18 protein-coding genes are annotated in these 15,262 nt (G+C 40.2%); 4 read left to right on the top strand and 14 right to left on the bottom strand.

The window, feature by feature from the left end:
* The first annotated feature begins 154 nt into the window (after positions 1-154).
* A complete protein-coding gene (locus tag V7077_RS27600) occupies positions 155-1,321 on the top strand; it encodes a glycoside hydrolase family 18 protein (RefSeq protein WP_335507946.1) in 1,167 nt (388 codons plus the stop codon).
* 40 nt (positions 1,322-1,361) lie between these two features.
* Here the strand turns inward: V7077_RS27600 and V7077_RS27595 are convergent, their stop codons facing one another.
* Positions 1,362-2,360 carry an LLM class flavin-dependent oxidoreductase gene (locus V7077_RS27595; protein ID WP_335507944.1) on the bottom strand — a complete coding sequence of 333 codons (999 nt, stop codon included), beginning with the start codon at positions 2,358-2,360 and terminating at the stop codon, positions 1,362-1,364.
* Between the two features lie 16 nt (positions 2,361-2,376).
* Positions 2,377-2,661, bottom strand: coding sequence for a DUF3219 family protein (locus V7077_RS27590; protein ID WP_335507942.1), 285 nt, complete (start codon positions 2,659-2,661; stop codon positions 2,377-2,379).
* A gap of 241 nt (positions 2,662-2,902) precedes the next feature.
* Between V7077_RS27590 and V7077_RS27585 the strand changes: the two genes are divergently transcribed.
* Positions 2,903-3,265, top strand: coding sequence for a hypothetical protein (locus V7077_RS27585; protein WP_335507940.1), 363 nt, complete (start codon positions 2,903-2,905; stop codon positions 3,263-3,265).
* A 42-nt stretch (positions 3,266-3,307) separates the two neighbouring features.
* On the opposite strand, the gene V7077_RS27580 is transcribed toward V7077_RS27585, so the two are convergent.
* The 3 genes from V7077_RS27580 to V7077_RS27570 are packed head-to-tail and all read right to left on the bottom strand — an operon-like array spanning position 3,308 to position 5,204.
* On the bottom strand, positions 3,308-4,084 hold the full coding sequence (locus V7077_RS27580; RefSeq protein WP_335507938.1) for a DODA-type extradiol aromatic ring-opening family dioxygenase: 777 nt from the start codon (positions 4,082-4,084) through the stop codon (positions 3,308-3,310).
* Positions 4,085-4,113: 29 nt separating this feature from the next.
* Positions 4,114-4,536 carry a DoxX family protein gene (locus V7077_RS27575; RefSeq protein ID WP_335507936.1) on the bottom strand — a complete coding sequence of 141 codons (423 nt, stop codon included), beginning with the start codon at positions 4,534-4,536 and terminating at the stop codon, positions 4,114-4,116.
* 23 nt (positions 4,537-4,559) lie between these two features.
* The gene (locus tag V7077_RS27570; protein WP_335507934.1) at positions 4,560-5,204 is read right to left on the bottom strand and encodes an alpha/beta hydrolase; all 645 of its coding nucleotides are present in this window, start codon (positions 5,202-5,204) and stop codon (positions 4,560-4,562) included.
* Between the two features lie 248 nt (positions 5,205-5,452).
* On the opposite strand from V7077_RS27570, the gene V7077_RS27565 reads away from it, so the two are divergent.
* The gene (locus tag V7077_RS27565; protein ID WP_335507932.1) at positions 5,453-5,992 is read left to right on the top strand and encodes a helix-turn-helix domain-containing protein; all 540 of its coding nucleotides are present in this window, start codon (positions 5,453-5,455) and stop codon (positions 5,990-5,992) included.
* 41 nt (positions 5,993-6,033) lie between these two features.
* Here the strand turns inward: V7077_RS27565 and V7077_RS27560 are convergent, their stop codons facing one another.
* The 3 genes from V7077_RS27560 to V7077_RS27550 all read right to left on the bottom strand — a co-directional run bounded on the left by V7077_RS27560 (position 6,034) and on the right by V7077_RS27550 (position 7,552).
* On the bottom strand, positions 6,034-6,819 hold the full coding sequence (locus tag V7077_RS27560) for an alpha/beta fold hydrolase (protein ID WP_335507930.1): 786 nt from the start codon (positions 6,817-6,819) through the stop codon (positions 6,034-6,036).
* Between the two features lie 94 nt (positions 6,820-6,913).
* Positions 6,914-7,162, bottom strand: coding sequence for a hypothetical protein (locus V7077_RS27555; RefSeq protein WP_335507928.1), 249 nt, complete (start codon positions 7,160-7,162; stop codon positions 6,914-6,916).
* 108 nt (positions 7,163-7,270) lie between these two features.
* Entirely contained in the window at positions 7,271-7,552 is a 282-nt protein-coding gene (locus V7077_RS27550; protein ID WP_335507926.1) for a DUF1292 domain-containing protein, read from the bottom strand.
* Between the two features lie 149 nt (positions 7,553-7,701).
* Between V7077_RS27550 and V7077_RS27545 the strand changes: the two genes are divergently transcribed.
* On the top strand, positions 7,702-7,998 hold the full coding sequence (locus V7077_RS27545) for a hypothetical protein (RefSeq protein WP_335507924.1): 297 nt from the start codon (positions 7,702-7,704) through the stop codon (positions 7,996-7,998).
* A 49-nt stretch (positions 7,999-8,047) separates the two neighbouring features.
* Here V7077_RS27545 and V7077_RS27540 read toward each other — a convergent pair whose 3' ends face one another.
* The 6 genes from V7077_RS27540 to proB form a co-directional block, all read right to left on the bottom strand.
* On the bottom strand, positions 8,048-9,421 hold the full coding sequence (locus tag V7077_RS27540) for a nucleoside recognition domain-containing protein (RefSeq protein WP_335507922.1): 1,374 nt from the start codon (positions 9,419-9,421) through the stop codon (positions 8,048-8,050).
* Between the two features lie 2 nt (positions 9,422-9,423).
* Positions 9,424-10,113: a FeoB small GTPase domain-containing protein gene (locus V7077_RS27535; protein ID WP_335507920.1), complete on the bottom strand. Its 690-nt coding sequence runs from the start codon at positions 10,111-10,113 to the stop codon at positions 9,424-9,426.
* A 1-nt stretch (position 10,114) separates the two neighbouring features.
* A complete protein-coding gene (locus V7077_RS27530; protein ID WP_335507918.1) occupies positions 10,115-10,357 on the bottom strand; it encodes a FeoA family protein in 243 nt (80 codons plus the stop codon).
* A 128-nt stretch (positions 10,358-10,485) separates the two neighbouring features.
* Entirely contained in the window at positions 10,486-12,762 is a 2,277-nt protein-coding gene (locus V7077_RS27525) for an ATP-dependent DNA helicase (RefSeq protein ID WP_335507916.1), read from the bottom strand.
* Between the two features lie 93 nt (positions 12,763-12,855).
* Positions 12,856-14,097, bottom strand: a complete 1,242-nt coding sequence (locus V7077_RS27520; protein WP_335507913.1) for a glutamate-5-semialdehyde dehydrogenase — start codon at positions 14,095-14,097, stop codon at positions 12,856-12,858.
* Between the two features lie 7 nt (positions 14,098-14,104).
* Positions 14,105-15,217 carry a glutamate 5-kinase gene (gene proB, locus V7077_RS27515; protein WP_335507911.1) on the bottom strand — a complete coding sequence of 371 codons (1,113 nt, stop codon included), beginning with the start codon at positions 15,215-15,217 and terminating at the stop codon, positions 14,105-14,107.
* Positions 15,218-15,262 lie beyond the last annotated feature (45 nt).

Genomic DNA, 15,262 nt, shown 5'->3' with positions numbered 1-15,262 from the left:
CATTAACCTTATGATTATATCAGAAATAAAATAAACTTTCAAATCTAATTACCTAGGTAAGTAATGATTGGTTGGAAAGGTGGATATTACCAACCATTCTTGCCCCTATTTTCTGTTACAATTTTTAAAGTAAAACGAAGGAGGAAGCATTCTAATGAAAAAGGGTAAACTCCTCCTGGCATTGGTAATTGTCCTTACCTTCCTTGGAGGAATCTATACAGGAATACAATTCTCTTCGAACGAGCCACAGAAAAAAACGATGAAAACTGGCAAAGTGCCACAGTCGGTAATTAACCCGCAGACCAAGGAATTACCTTTAGTTGAAAAAGTACATTCAAAAGTAGTAATCGGTTATATACAGGATTATCGTGATCCAAACCAAGTCGACTACAGTCAATTAACACATGTCATTTTCTCTTTTGCTCATCCGACCAAAGATGGCGGAATATTACTAAACGGCAATTCTGCTTTAAAAAACCTTCGAACTACAGTTGCAAAAGCCAAAAAATCACATACGAAAGTAATCTTAGCTGTTGGCGGCTGGTTTCATATAAACGGCGGGGAATCCTATCCATACTTTAAAGCGGCTATTTCGAATCCCGTATCCCGGTCAAAGCTAGTAAACGAACTTACTAGTTTAGCAGACCGAGAGAATCTCAATGGGATTGATATTGACTTTGAACATCCCCACTCAAAAGAGGATGCCGTAAATCTTGCCGCTTTTGTGAAGCAATTAAGCGTACAGCTTCACTCCAAAAAGAAAGAGCTGTCTGTTGCTGTAAATGCAAAAATAAATGCCGCTACCTTAACTGAAAGCGGATATGTTCAATATGAGCCATCGATGTTTAATGATGTTGACCATGTGAATATCATGGCCTATGACGGACAATGGGACGACGGTTATAATGCGGCTAATTTATCACCATATCCATTTACAGAGAAAATCGTCAACTATTGGAGCCAATTATTTGAAGGTCAAAATATTTCAAAAGAAAAATTAGTGCTTGGTGTTCCATTTTATGCCCAGCCTAAGGATCCTAAAATTAAACAGGTTTCTTATGGAGCCATCATTAATCAAAACCCTGCTAATGCCAATCGTGACACCGTTAATATGAATGGAACTACGTACTATTATAATGGTGCTGCCACCATGAAAAAGAAAACCAGACTAGCACTAGATCATGGGTTCGGCGGGATGATGATTTGGGAGCTCGGCCTTGATGCAAAGGGCCCTGACAGTTTAACGAGTTCCATTTCTGACACGATCGACAAATCGGCCAATTCTCCGGTTAAATACTATACAGTTGTGAAAGCTCAATAAAATGAAGGCTGTACACTCGATGATGAGCATACAGCCTTTTTTAGACTTGAAAAGCTTCTTTGGCAATTAATTGATAAGACTTCAGCCGATCTTCCGGTGAGTGGGTAATCGTTACTAGCATCATTTCATCTGCATGAAATAATGCGGCTTGCTCATTAAGCTTTTTTAATACCTTTTTGGGGTTGCCGATAATCAGATTTTGCTTGATTTTTTCTATAGTTTGCTGATCTTTTTCATCTAAAGGGTATTGCTTTGCATCTGCTATCGAAGGAACCTCATTCCCCTCTCCTCTGCCTTTTTGTAAGGACCATACTATACCACTTAATGCAATCTCTTCGGCCTTTTCATCTGTTTCCGCACATACCGCATTAACGGTTACAATCACTTTAGGCTTCTGCTCCTGTTTCCTTGGTTGAAAAGCATCAAGATATTGTCGAACAATTTCTGGTCCGTTGTTCTCACTCATAAACTGTCCAAAGGCATAGTTCATTCCATTTTCTGCTGCCAGTAAGGCGCTTTTTTTACTAGTTCCGAGCAGCCATGGGACAGGAGGCGATGGTGGAATGGGAGAAGCTGATAAATTTTTAAACTCGTGTTCAGAAGGAAAGTCATTTTCTAAAAAGTGAAGCAGTTCTGTTATTGACTTTGGCATATTCCAGACCTGTTGTAAAAAGTTATCGGATAAAGCATTGGAAGCTTCGGCAGAACCGCCAGGCGCCCGGCCAATCCCGATATCAACCCGGCCAGGAAATAAGGTTGCAAGCATGTTGTATAGTTCAGCTACCTTAAATGGTTTATAATGCGGCAGCAAAACAGCACCTGAACCAATACGAATTGCAGAAGTGTTGGCGCCAATATAACTTAACATTACTTCAGGTGCCGAACAGGCAAGCCCTGGCAAATCATGATGTTCTGCAATCCAATAGCGGGTATACCCATATTTTTCACCCATTTGCGCTAGTTTCATCGATTCGTTTAGTGCTTCCTGTGCTGTTTGATTGGAAGAAATCGGAGCTTGATCTAGAATACTAAGTCTCACAAATACTACTCCTCTCTTAATCGCTTGTTTCCACTAAACTAAGCTTAAATTCCCCAACTTGGTCTTTTTCATATAGATTTGTGACTGATGTGGAATATTGTTGAATTGCTCCCCTAAACGCTAGATGCCTTTCCGGTATTTTCACATCAAATATCCCTTTATATAGCAAGGTGGTGATATCATGATAGTCCGCACTAGTTACTTTAAAGGTAATCGTTACTTTATATAAATGATTGATCTGCTCTTCTTGGTAATGGTCAAGTTTAATAACTGTGTCATTTAGAATTAGTTCATTTACCAAAAAATCGTCTCCTTCAATTTTTACTAAAAGCATAGCACTCGGAAATATTTCAATCAAATATAGAATCTTAGAGTAAAATTCAAAATTATTTCTCTGGGTAAAAAGAAGGATATCAACTATTCGTAAGGACACGTTTTTGTCACAAAATCTGCCATTTGTCGAATAATTTTCCAAGTTTTTTGAAGGAGATTGTCGAAAGAAAGCGAAAGAATTAAAAGACATTATTTAAAGGAGGAAGAACATGAAAAAATTACTAACGGTAATTGGTGGATTGGTAGTAGCAGTATCATTGTTTGCGGGATCAGGGAATACGGCTAAAGCGGCAACGGACTGTGGATGTGATATTTCACCAGTATTAGGAGCAGAAAAGAATAAAATCATTGCTAATTTAATTAGCAGCCAAGAATTCAAAGATGCTAAACTTTCTATTAGAAATGATGGATACAGTTGGAAAGGTGTAAGTAACATTGAGGTCATTGTTAATCATACATACGGTGAAGCGATTATGGTTGGCGTCCCTTATTATAACCAAGATGGATCTGTCGAAATGGCCGTTTTTATTAATGGAAAATATATGGGACATAATCCAATGGATGAAGAATAAAGAAAAAGATCCCCAACCCGGAAAGTTGGGGATCTTTTTCTATCATCCAAACTGCCAAACACTATGACTTAGGTTCCCATACCGATAGCTGCGATGCAGCAATGTCGCTTTTTTAGCATCGTCTGCGGCCCCCATCGCATAGAAAAGCGGAATAAAGTGCTCATTTCCATAACGCGGAACCGCATATTCTGCATTTGGAGCGGCTGACTCATACTTAAACAATGACTCCAAGTCCCAATTGGTTAAATGGACAGCCAGCCAATCATCAAATTCCTGTGCCCACTGATCAATTTCACTATCGGCCCATTTTACGGCTCTCAAGTTATGAACCGTTCCTCCGCTGCCAATCACTAAAACATCTTTTTCCCTTAAAGCAGATAAAGACTTGCCAATCTTAAATTGCTCTTCAGGCGAAAGGTTAGGATTGACTGACATCGCAATCACGGGAATATCGGCATTCGGATAAAGTAAACGAAGCACTACCCATGCACCATGGTCCAACCCGCGTTCAGTCTCAACCTCAAATGGAATACCACTTTCCTTAAACAAATTCAGAATTTCATTTGAAATCTGTTGATCCCCCTGGGCTGGATACTTAATCTGATAAAGTTCAGGAGAAAATCCGCCAAAATCATAGATCGTTTCGTACGTTTCAACCTTGCTCACTTTTTGGTCCCTTGACTCCCAATGGGCGGAAAATAACACAATAGCATTTGGACGCGGCATATTTTTGCCTAACTCATTCAAAAATTGCGTATACTCATTATTTTCAATCGCTAACAATGGTGCACCATGCGCAATAAATAAAGATGGCATCATTTTTATAGACCCCCTATTTCTATTGTAGTTTAAAAGGATGTGGTATCCGACTTTTGTTCTTTAAAAATAACTTTATCAAGAGCAAACATCTTACTGCCGTTAATAGCAATAAACACAGCCATTGCTAGTAAAGCTAAATCCAATTCATAACCAGCCATTTCACCATTACCTAAAAAGCCAACAGCAAGCTTCACTTTTAAGGTAGCACCGATCATTAATAGGGCAAGCAAGGCTGAAACGACTCTGCTGCCTATTCCAAGGATTAAGGCTAATCCGCCTGCAACTTCAATGGTTGCGACAACATAAGCTAAAAATCCCGGTAAACCGATGGCATCAAACCAGCCGACAATATTTTCAATTCCACCTTGGAATTTAACAACTCCATGAACAAAGAATGTAATTCCTAAAATAACACGTAAAATTAATGTACTTGCTTCAAATCTTTTTAACATTTTCTAACCTCTCCTTAAAAATACTATTTCTCTAGTTGTTCTGAAATCCATTTGATAAAGTCCTGATGATTCTCTAGTGATACGGTATGTCCCACTGAATAGGTTCGAAAGGTAACATTTGCGCCTAACTTGCGGAAGTACTCATCATTGGCTACTCCCCATTCAAAAGGAAGCACCTGATCCATTTCACCATGTGATATAAAGATAGAAAGACGGTCAACAGGTTTAATGTTGTACTCTTCCTTCACAAAAGCAGGTATATACCCGCTTAATGCTACTATCCCTTTAATTTGCTGACCTAATGTTAAACCTAAAGTCATCGACAGTATTGCCCCTTGACTGAAGCCGAGTAAAAATACCTGCTGCTCGTCTATCGGATATTGGCTGCAGGCATAATCAATAAAGCTAGCTAGCTTGTTCACTCCTTCATCGAAGACTGTCCGATGTGGTTTCCCATAGCCCTCGATTGTAAAAAAGGCATAGCCAGGAGGCTGGGGTAAATGACCGCGAATGCTGAAAATGAAAAATTGGTTTTCTAATTCCTCCACTAATGGCAGCATATTTTGTTCATTGCTGCCAATTCCATGCATGAGAAAAAGTGCTGGATAGGCTTTATCCTTCTCTATTTGTGCAGGCCGGCGAAGTTCATAGGTCATTGGTGCCGTCATCGTTCACATTCCTTTCTTAAGTGTTTTTTTATTTTTAGTCTAACCTCCTTTAAAGTTGTTAGACTATATTCAAATAGAATAAAAAGATTCATATAAGAAAACAAACGGGCAAAAAAATAGGTCTTACTTGTTTTTAAATATGAACATTTGTTGTCTATAGGATAACAACTAACAAACTAGATTGTCAATTGTTTTTTTGCTAATATATAAATATGTTCGATATTAGTAAACTTACCGAGGTGGATGATTTGGATATTGGCGCAAAAATCCGAACAATACGTAATAGAAAGAAAATCACGATCGCCCAGATGTGTGAAGGAACAGGACTTTCAAAAGGGTTTATCAGTAATGTTGAAAATAATAATACTTCTCCATCGATTAGCACACTGCAAACCATTGCATCCTATCTAGATGTTCCTCTTCCATACCTTCTGTTAGAAAAAAAGGAACATATGCAGGTTGTCAAGAAAGAGGAAAGAACGTATTCTACTTTAAATACTCTGAAAATCGAGCATATCTCTTCAAAGGGAGGCTTATGGCTTAGAAGTGTTGAATTTCCACCCGGCGCTTCGATTGGTGATGCCCATGCCCATGAAGGGGTAGAATGTCACCTAGTCTTGGAAGGAAAGGTACTTGCAGAACAAGGTGAAGATTCGTTTATTTTGGAAAAAGGTGATTCGTTTAGCTGGAATGCGTGTGTCCCTCATACCGTTAAAAATATCGGTACGGAAAAAGCCGTCGTCCTGATTGCCGTTTATTCTGATACCGAAATGAGTGACTTCCTCTAATAAGAAAAGGAGGAACCCACTAAAGTTCCTCCCTTTACCTACTAAATAGCTCCCATAAAGTCTTTAATAGCGGCAATAAGTTCGCTTGGATGTTCATACATACTCATATGACCAGAATTTTTAATGGTGGTTTGTTTAATGTTCGCTTTACTCACCGAAAAGGTTTTTTCTGGCGGGATTATTTGGTCTTGTTCTCCAGCAATTAACAGCACAGGTAATGTGGTTGATTCGAACACGCTCGTACGATCTGGTCTGTCTCTCATAGCACGTAAAGTAGCAATCGCCCCGTCTGAAGGTGTCCGGTAGCCAATCTGTTTTGCAGTTTCTACATACTCTTCCTTAAGGTTTTCAGGTGAGAAAAGCTTTGGAACTAAACCATCAATAAGCGTCTTAATGCCCTCATCGTTTACTTTTTCGATATTAGCTGTTCTTCCCTTTTTGGCCTCTTCGCTATCAGGATAGGCAGTGGAATGAACAAGCGAGAAGCCGTTTAATGAGCTATTGTACTTCTCGGCAAAGGCAAGTGTAATATAACCGCCTAAGGAATGGCCAAACATTGTCACCTGGGGGATATTCAATTTATCTAAAAATTCTTTGAGGATATTCGCGATATCTGCTATGGAATAGTTCTCTAATGTGGTAATGGAATCTCCGTGACCGGGCAGATCGGGGGCAATCACCCGATAATTTCCCGCTAAGACTGGCACAACTTCTGACCAATACCCTGAACTCCCGCAAAACCCGTGCAGCAGGATAAGCGGTTGTCCTTCCCCTTGGTCTATGTATGAAATCGTCGAATTGTTTACTGCAATGTTTTTCGTTTCCATATACAAATCCACTCCTTTTTATCAATTCTATAATAGGCCAAGCTAAATCAATAATAAAAAGCACTACTTCAGTTAAAGAAGTAATGCCATATGTTTACCCGATTTGTTCTTCACTTATGTCAGTAGATAATAAAGATCGCTTATTAGGAATGACCGTTAAGTTTGATTTTTTCAATAAATACTGTAAGTGCTCGACAGGCATGGAACCATGACCTTTACTGTCGCCAAGTATAAATTGAACTGTAATGCCATTATAGCTTTTCACCGTCATCGTTTCTGCAGAGTTAAAGAACCCTTTTGCATTTTGTGAAATTTGATACTTGTTTCCTTCTTCAATTAACATGAACGAACTCCTTTAATCATATTCTCCCTGTTAGTATGCCTAATGGAAAAATTTACATACCTAAATTCCCTTAAAAAAAGAGAGGGTAAACCCCTCTCCTTGACCAAATCATTCTTCTTCTTCTTCTTCGTCCATCATTTCATCGAAGGCAGCGGAAACTTTATCGAATTCCTCATCGCTTTCAATCGCGGTAAAATCACCATCTTCATCTACCTTTAAAAAGAAGATGTCAATATCTTCTTCTGTTTCTTCCTGTCTTACGTCATCGGCAAATGCAACAGCAACATAGTCGTTTTCTTCAATTGTCATAACGCCTAATACTTCTACTTCCTGCTCTTCATTACTTTCATCACTAATAGTGAAAATTTCGCCTACTTCAATTTTGCTCATCATAAACTCCCCTTTACAAAAAATAAGACTATAGACAGTATCTCATAAAAGCATGTCCATACCAAATTTTACCCATGTTTTTATGGTACTATTAGATAGATAACCATTGATTCCTAAAATTTTTTAAGTGCTATAAAGGAGATATTAAGATGAATTCAAAAGAGTTAGAAGAAAAGATTATTCGACACTACCAAGGTGAGGAAAAAATGATGATTCTCGTCTTTGCCCAGTGGTGCGTCAACCATGACCTCGATCCCGAAGAAGTATACTTACGAGCCTATCCACACCAATCTTCCAATCCGGCCCTAAGAGAGGCCATTGAGTTAACCGTACCAAAAGAAGAAGCCGGAGAAATTGCCGATGAAACATTACTCGGTGTCCTCTCCTTATTTGGAAATGATGACCTTGCCTTTATCGTGACAGAGGAAATACAAAAAAGAAAATAAAGCTAAACAAATGCCCGCCAATTTCAATCGGCGGGCATTTGTCATAATTTTACAGCAAACCGAACATTCTTACTGTCTGTGCAATCACCAATGGAATAACGATGGCAATGGCGGTTGGAATTAAAAAGGCTAGAAACGTCCATTTTTTGCTCTTAGTTTCTTTATAGATATTTAATAACGTCGTCCCACAAGGATAATGCAAGAGGGAGAATAACATCATGTTAAGCGCGGTAAGCCATGTCCAGCCATGATCTAGAAAAATTTGTTTTAAATCAACTAAATTATCCACTTCCGTCAACGATCCTGTTGATAGATAGCCCATTAAAAGAATGGGCAGGACAATTTCATTCGCCGGCAGACCGAGGATAAACGCCATCATGATATAGCCATCAAGACCGAGCATTTTTCCAAACGGGTCTAAGAAATTTACCGCATACATGAGAATACTAGTGTCGCCAATATAAATGTTAGCAAACACCCAAGTAAGAATCGCTGCCGGGGCTGCCACTTTAACAGCGCGGACTAATACCGACCATGATTTCGTTAAGGAAGAACGAATCACAGTATCGAGGATTTTCGGTTTTCGGTAGGGCGGCAGCTCTAACGTATAATGGGTAGGAATGCCTTTAAGTGCCGTTTTCGATAGCATCCAAGAGACAAAGAAGGTAACAATTATTCCAAATAAGACAATTCCTACAATTACTCCTGTTGTAATGAGTGATTTTAAGCCTCCGGTAAAATTGGCTGCCATGAATAAGGAGGCTAACAAGATTAAGGTCCCCCACCGGCCATTACATGGGACAAAATTATTCGTTAAGATGGCCAGCATTCTTTCTCTTGGTGATTCAATGATTCTAGTCGAAATGACAGCTGCAGCGTTACAGCCAAATCCCATTGCCATTGTTAACGATTGTTTCCCATGAGCCCCGACCCGTTTAAATAGACGGTCCATATTAAAAGCAACCCGCGGAAGGTAGCCATAATTCTCTAATAATGAAAAGGCTGGAAAAAAGATCGCCATCGGTGGCAGCATGACACTAATGACCCACGTTGTCCCTCTATATAAACCCAACACTAGAACTCCATGGAGCCAATCTGGTGCATGAATGGCATGGAAGAGGAACGTAATTTTACCTTCAATGAAGCCAAATAATTCGGCTAGTAATGAAGACGGTATATTTGCACCGGCGATGGTTAAATAAAACAGCACACCTAGCATCGTAATCATTATCGGGAAGCCAAAGATAGGAGAGGTAAAAATGCTATCGAGTTTTTCTGTCCGGGTATCCTGTTTGGATTTCGTATAGGTGATTCCTTCATGGCATAATTGGCGGCTTCGATCATAAAGCTGCTGAACAATTTCATCCCGCAGTTTCGATGTCGACAAGGATTGGGCCTCTGTAAATAGCTCCTGAATGCTCATTTCTAGACCACCTCCGGGACCACTCGTTTAGTAATCTCGTTAAGAAGCATTTCATCTCCGTCAAGTAGTCTGAGAGAAACCCAGCGAGAGGATATATGATTCCCGACCAATTCACGAACCTTTGGTTCAATGATGTTGATCTTTTCTTCAATTTCTTGAGGGTATTTCATTTGGACGGGCTGGCATTCAATTTTTCCCGTTACAATTCGATCTATCGTATCAAGCAGCATAGGGAAGCCTTTTTTATTCCGGGCCGAGATCTTTATCACCGGTACACCTAACCGGTTGGTTAACAGCCGTTCATTGATATGGATACCTTGCTCCTCCGCTACATCAATGAGATTGATACAAATTACCACATTTTTTGTCATTTCTAATACCTGCAAGGCAAGATTAAAATTACGCTCCAATGAGGTCGCATCCAAGACAACAAGGGTAACATCCGGTTTTTCAAAAACAATATAATTTCTAGCAACCTCTTCATCTGTTGAATTCGAAAAAAGAGAATAGGTCCCGGGCAGGTCGATTAAATGGAAGGTCTTTTCTTTGAAAGGCACGCTGCCTTCCGCAAGGGTGACTGTCTTCCCTGCCCAGTTTCCCGTATGCTGTCTTAAGCCTGTTAAAGCATTGAACAAGGTGCTCTTCCCTGTATTCGGGTTACCAGCTAGAGCAATTCGAAATTCAGTCCCCATTTCACAACAGCTCCCCTTCAATTTGTGAACTTTCCTCTTTACGGAGGGCAATCGTGGTTTGACTTACCCGGAAGGCAATCGGGTCTCCCAATGGACTTTTACGAACCACTTCCACTAACGCCCCAGATACAAATCCTAAATCTAATAATCTTCTTCTCATAACACCTTCTAAGTTTAAAGACGTAATTTTAATTACATTTCCTTTTTCCCCATTCACTAATTTGATTTTTTTAGGTTTATCCATCTCTCTTTCCCCTTTTCTAAAGTTTTTCCCGTGCGCAACTTTTTCTTTAATTATATGAGAGTTTTAAGAATAATGTCACCTAAAATATAAAAAAAGCAGCCTTTTTTTGGCCGCCTTTAAAAAGTTCATTATATAATCGTAAATTGTCTCCATTCACTCGGCAGTAAATGTTGATACTGCCTCTGTAAGAAGCGATCGTCGATTAAAACAATCGTCCCATGATCCTGTTCAGAGCGAATCAATCTTCCGCCCGCTTGTAACACTTTGTTAATCCCCGGAAACACATAGGCATAGTCATAACCATTCTTCCCCAGGGAAGAAAAATGGTCTTTGATTAGATTTCTTTCGAAACAAAGCTGTGGTAAGCCTACCCCGATTACCACTACCCCATTTAAACGATCACCAATTAAATCAATACCCTCTGAAAAAATCCCTCCAAGAACGGCAAATCCGACCAATGTCTCGGATTGGTCCGGTTTAAATGCAGCTAAAAAGGCTTCTCTTTTACTCTCCGTCATCCCTGTTTCTTGAATGAGTGTTTGGGTGGTATGATCAGTCAGTTTAAAGTGTTCGTAAACGTCTAGTAGGTATTGATATGATGGAAAGAAAATCAGGTAATTTCCAGGACGTTTTTTTATCAGCGATTGAATGACTGAAACGATCGCATTCTTCGTTCGTTCGCGATCACGATATCGGGTCGACAATGGTTTAATAAAAACTTCCACCTGCTCTTCACTAAACGGTGAAGGAATGTTTAAGGCATAATCCTGTGCACTGCCGCCCAGAATATCCTGGTAATAGGGCAGCGGTGAAAGCGTTGCCGAGAAGTATATCTTCGCTCGATATCCCTTCCCCATTTGCTGAAGCAGCTCGGATGGATCCAGACAAAACAATTTGATTTTTACATCCTTCCGTTCTTTTTCCGCATAAATGATAAAATGGTCATCGAGTAATTCAGCAATTTTGATAAATTGATTGACCTTAAAATAAGTATCCAGTAATGATGGTGAAGGGTCTAGCTGTAGAGCTTGTTCTGCGGTCATGGCAAATTGGCGGATTTCTTCTAAAAAGTCCTCCTCTAGCTCTTCTAAAACAAATTCCTTTTGGGTCTCATGGCTCTTTTTTAATCGAATAAACCAGGCATTCATTTTACTGGCCGCTTCGTAAATAGACTGATTTACTCCTTTATATTCCTTTTTCAATTGGAGAAAAGGCTCCTTATTTATAGAAGCAGAAAACATCTCCCGGCCGCGGTCGACAAGATTATGCGCTTCATCCACCAATAAAGCGGTGGACTTCTTTTGCTCTTCTAACAACCGTTTTAATGAGACACGCGGGTCAAAAATATAATTATAATCACAAATAATTGCATCAACTGAATAGGCGAGATCCAGGGAATATTCAAACGGGCAGACTGTATGCTTACGGGCATAGCTTTCAATCACCTCACGTGTAAGGTGATTTTCGTTTGACAAAATATCGAATATCGCTTGATTGATCCGATCATAATAACCATTCGCAAACTCACAAAAATCCTTTTGACAATTGGTTTCCTCTTGAAAACAAACCTTGTCCTTTGCCGTTATGGTAACCGTCTTGGCGCATAGCCCGCAGTCCCCCATCCGCTCAAACGCTTCTTCCGCTGATGTTCGAGTGATCGTTTTGGCAGTAAGATAGAAAATTCGGCTTAGCTCTCTTTCACCGATTGCCTTCAAGGCTGGAAAGAGTGTGGAGATGGTTTTTCCAATCCCTGTTGGAGCTTTTGCAAATAAATTCTTTTTGTCGACAATCGTCTTATAAACGGCACCTGCCAATTTTCGCTGCCCATAGCGGTACGCTTTAAACGGAAATGTCAGTTCTCTGCAGCTTTCATTTCGCTTTAAGCGATGGTCATTCAGCAGTTTGGCAAAGGGAGCATAGCTTGCAATGACCTCCATGACAAAACTCGCAAGTTCTGTAAATGTATACATTTGTATAATTGATTTTTTCTCTTCCGTTTCAACGTGAACATAGGTTAACTGGACATCAACTTCTTCCAGCTCTCTGTCCAATGCCACTATATAGGCATACATTTTAGCTTGAGCCCAATGAACCGGATATCCTTCTGGTTCTAGTTGATCAAGTGGCTGGGAAAAAGATTTAATTTCGTCAATAATGAATTTTCCATCGCGCATTAAAAGACCGTCACATCTTCCATCAATCGTAAATGTGAGACCATCATAATCAATCTCGGTGCTTACATATACTTCCTTCTGGTCACCATCTTGATAGGTTTTTTGTACTTTTTGATGGATCCTTGTTCCGTCCAACAAAGCTGTTTGCGAACGAAACCGAGCATCAATACTGCCGCTCTTAAAAACATGCTCCACAAGTGTTCTTACTGATATTTGAATATCACTTGCCACAAGCTCACCAACTCACTCCATGAGAATATATGTTTGTATTTCATTATATCAAAACATAAAAAAAATAGCGCATTTCTGCACTATTTCTCAAAATTACGAACGAATTTGTCCTGTACCGCGGACAATCGCCTTCGTAGTTGTTAACGCTTTAAGACCCATTGGGCCACGGGCATGAAGTTTTTGGGTGCTAATTCCAATTTCAGCACCATAGCCAAACTGTTCTCCATCTGTAAAACGAGTCGACGCATTATGATAGAGGACGGCCGCATCGACAGCTTGGAAGAATAAACGAACATTTTCTTCATTTTCACCGATGATGGCTTCTGAATGCTTCGTTCCATATTGGTCAATATGATTAATTGCTTCTCTCACATCACTCACTTGTTTCACGGCTAAAATAGGGGCTAAAAATTCATTGGCCCAATCTTCTTCGGTTGCTGGTTTCACAAACGAATAAGCAGAAACTAACGAATCACCGCCGCGCAGTTCAACTTGTTTATCTTGCAAACGGCTTAATAAGTCGGATGTATAAGGCCAGTTTTCATGAATTAAAACCGTCTCTGCTGCATTACAAACGGATGGACGATGCAATTTTGCATTGATGGCAATTTCAATCGCCATTTCCTTTTCGGCAGTTTCGTCAATAAAAATATGGCAGTTTCCAACACCTGTTTCTAATACAGGAACCGTCGCATTCTGAACAACTGTTTGAATCAATCCCGCCCCGCCGCGTGGGATCAAAACATCTAGATATTCATTTAATCTGAACATTTCTGAGGCGGTTTCGCGGCTGGTATCCTCCAACAGTTGAACAGCATCCGCAGGGATTGCCGTCCCTTCTAAGGCTTCACGCATGACCTGAACAAGGGCTTTATTGGAATAAATAGCAGAAGAACTACCGCGTAATAGCACAGCGTTACCCGCTTTTAAACAAAGACTTCCGGCATCCACCGTTACGTTTGGACGGGCCTCATACACCATGCCGACCACTCCAAGCGGAACACGAATGGTTTGAATTTGTAACCCGTTCGGTCTCTCCCAAGTTTCAATCGTTTCCCCGATTGGATCCTCAAGCTGGACTAACTGCCTGACTCCATCGACAATTTGTTCAATTCTTTCTTCTGTTAAAAGCAAACGGTCAAGGAGCGATTCAGAAAGTCCTCGTTCCTTCCCAGCTTGCAAATCCTTGGCGTTTTCCTCTAAAATGAATCCTTTTTTTGTTAAAAGATGATCGGCTAATTTCATCAATGCAGCATTTTTTTCATCCGTCGTAATGATCCCTAATTGCTTTGCCGCTTTTTTTAATTTCTTTGCTTTCTCCAACAGTTCGCCCATTCTCCAATCACTCCTTTGGTAATTTGACCCAATTATCCCGATGAATCACTTCTGCTTTTTTGTTTATCGAAAAACTTTTCGCCTGTTCACTGGGCAAGCCCTTAACACTTACTAAATCCTTTGAAGAATAAAAAACCTGTCCTTTACCGACTAATTTCCCCTTTTGATTTCGCACTTCCACGACATCCAAGGCATTAAAGTCCCCATCTACTTTTGTGACTCCTACGGGCAATAAACTTTTTCCATGAAACATAATGGCATTTTCCGCCCCATCATCAATTTCAATTACACCGCCGACTTGGGAATGATAAGCAATCCATTGCTTTCTCATTTGCATTTGTGTATGAAAGGGTCCGCCAATATAGGTTCCATCGCCTTTTCCAGCTAGAATATCGGCTAGCTTTCCCTTCCCTTTCCCAGTGCCAACAAAAACGCTGACACCAAGGGATAGAGCCTTTTTCGCTGCCTGCAATTTCGATTTCATCCCGCCAGTGCCCACGGATGAACCACTTTCCCCTGCAAAACTAAGCAACTCGTCTGAAACCTCCGGGATAAAATTAAATTTTTTCGCATCTTTTGATAGATTGGGATTCCCATCATAGAGCCCATTAATGTCTGTTAAAATAATCAAGGCATTTGCATGTAAAAAGCCACTCACGAGTGCAGATAACAAATCGTTATCACCAAAAGTTAATTCCTCAATCGAAACCGAATCATTTTCATTTATGATAGGTATGACACCCCGTCCGAGCAGCTCATGAATCGTTGAAAATAGATTTTGAAAGCGTGTCTGGCTGTAAAAATCTTCTCTTGTTAATAACATTTGGGCCGGTACCATATCAAACTCATTAAAAAGATCAATGTAATGCTGCATTAATAGCCCTTGCCCGACTGCCGCGGCCGCCTGTTTCCCAGCTGTCGTTTTCGGTCTTGTCGGATAGCCGAGTGAGCCAAATCCTGCTGCAACAGCACCGGATGAAATCAGAATCACTTCATGTCCTTGTGCTTTTAAGCAGGCAAGTGCCTCCACATGATCACGCATTTTTTGTTCGGAAATAGTTCCCGTTGCATTAGTTAAGGAACTGCTTCCAATTTTTACGACCACCAGCTGTTTTTTCATTTTTTCGTACGACCTTTCATATTAAAAAATAGGCTGTGTTAAAGG

This window comes from Neobacillus vireti, assembly GCF_036962465.1.
In the GTDB taxonomy this organism is placed as follows: Bacteria; Bacillota; Bacilli; order Bacillales; family Cytobacillaceae; genus Neobacillus; species Neobacillus vireti_B.
This window is presented reverse-complemented; position numbering and strand designations above follow the sequence as displayed.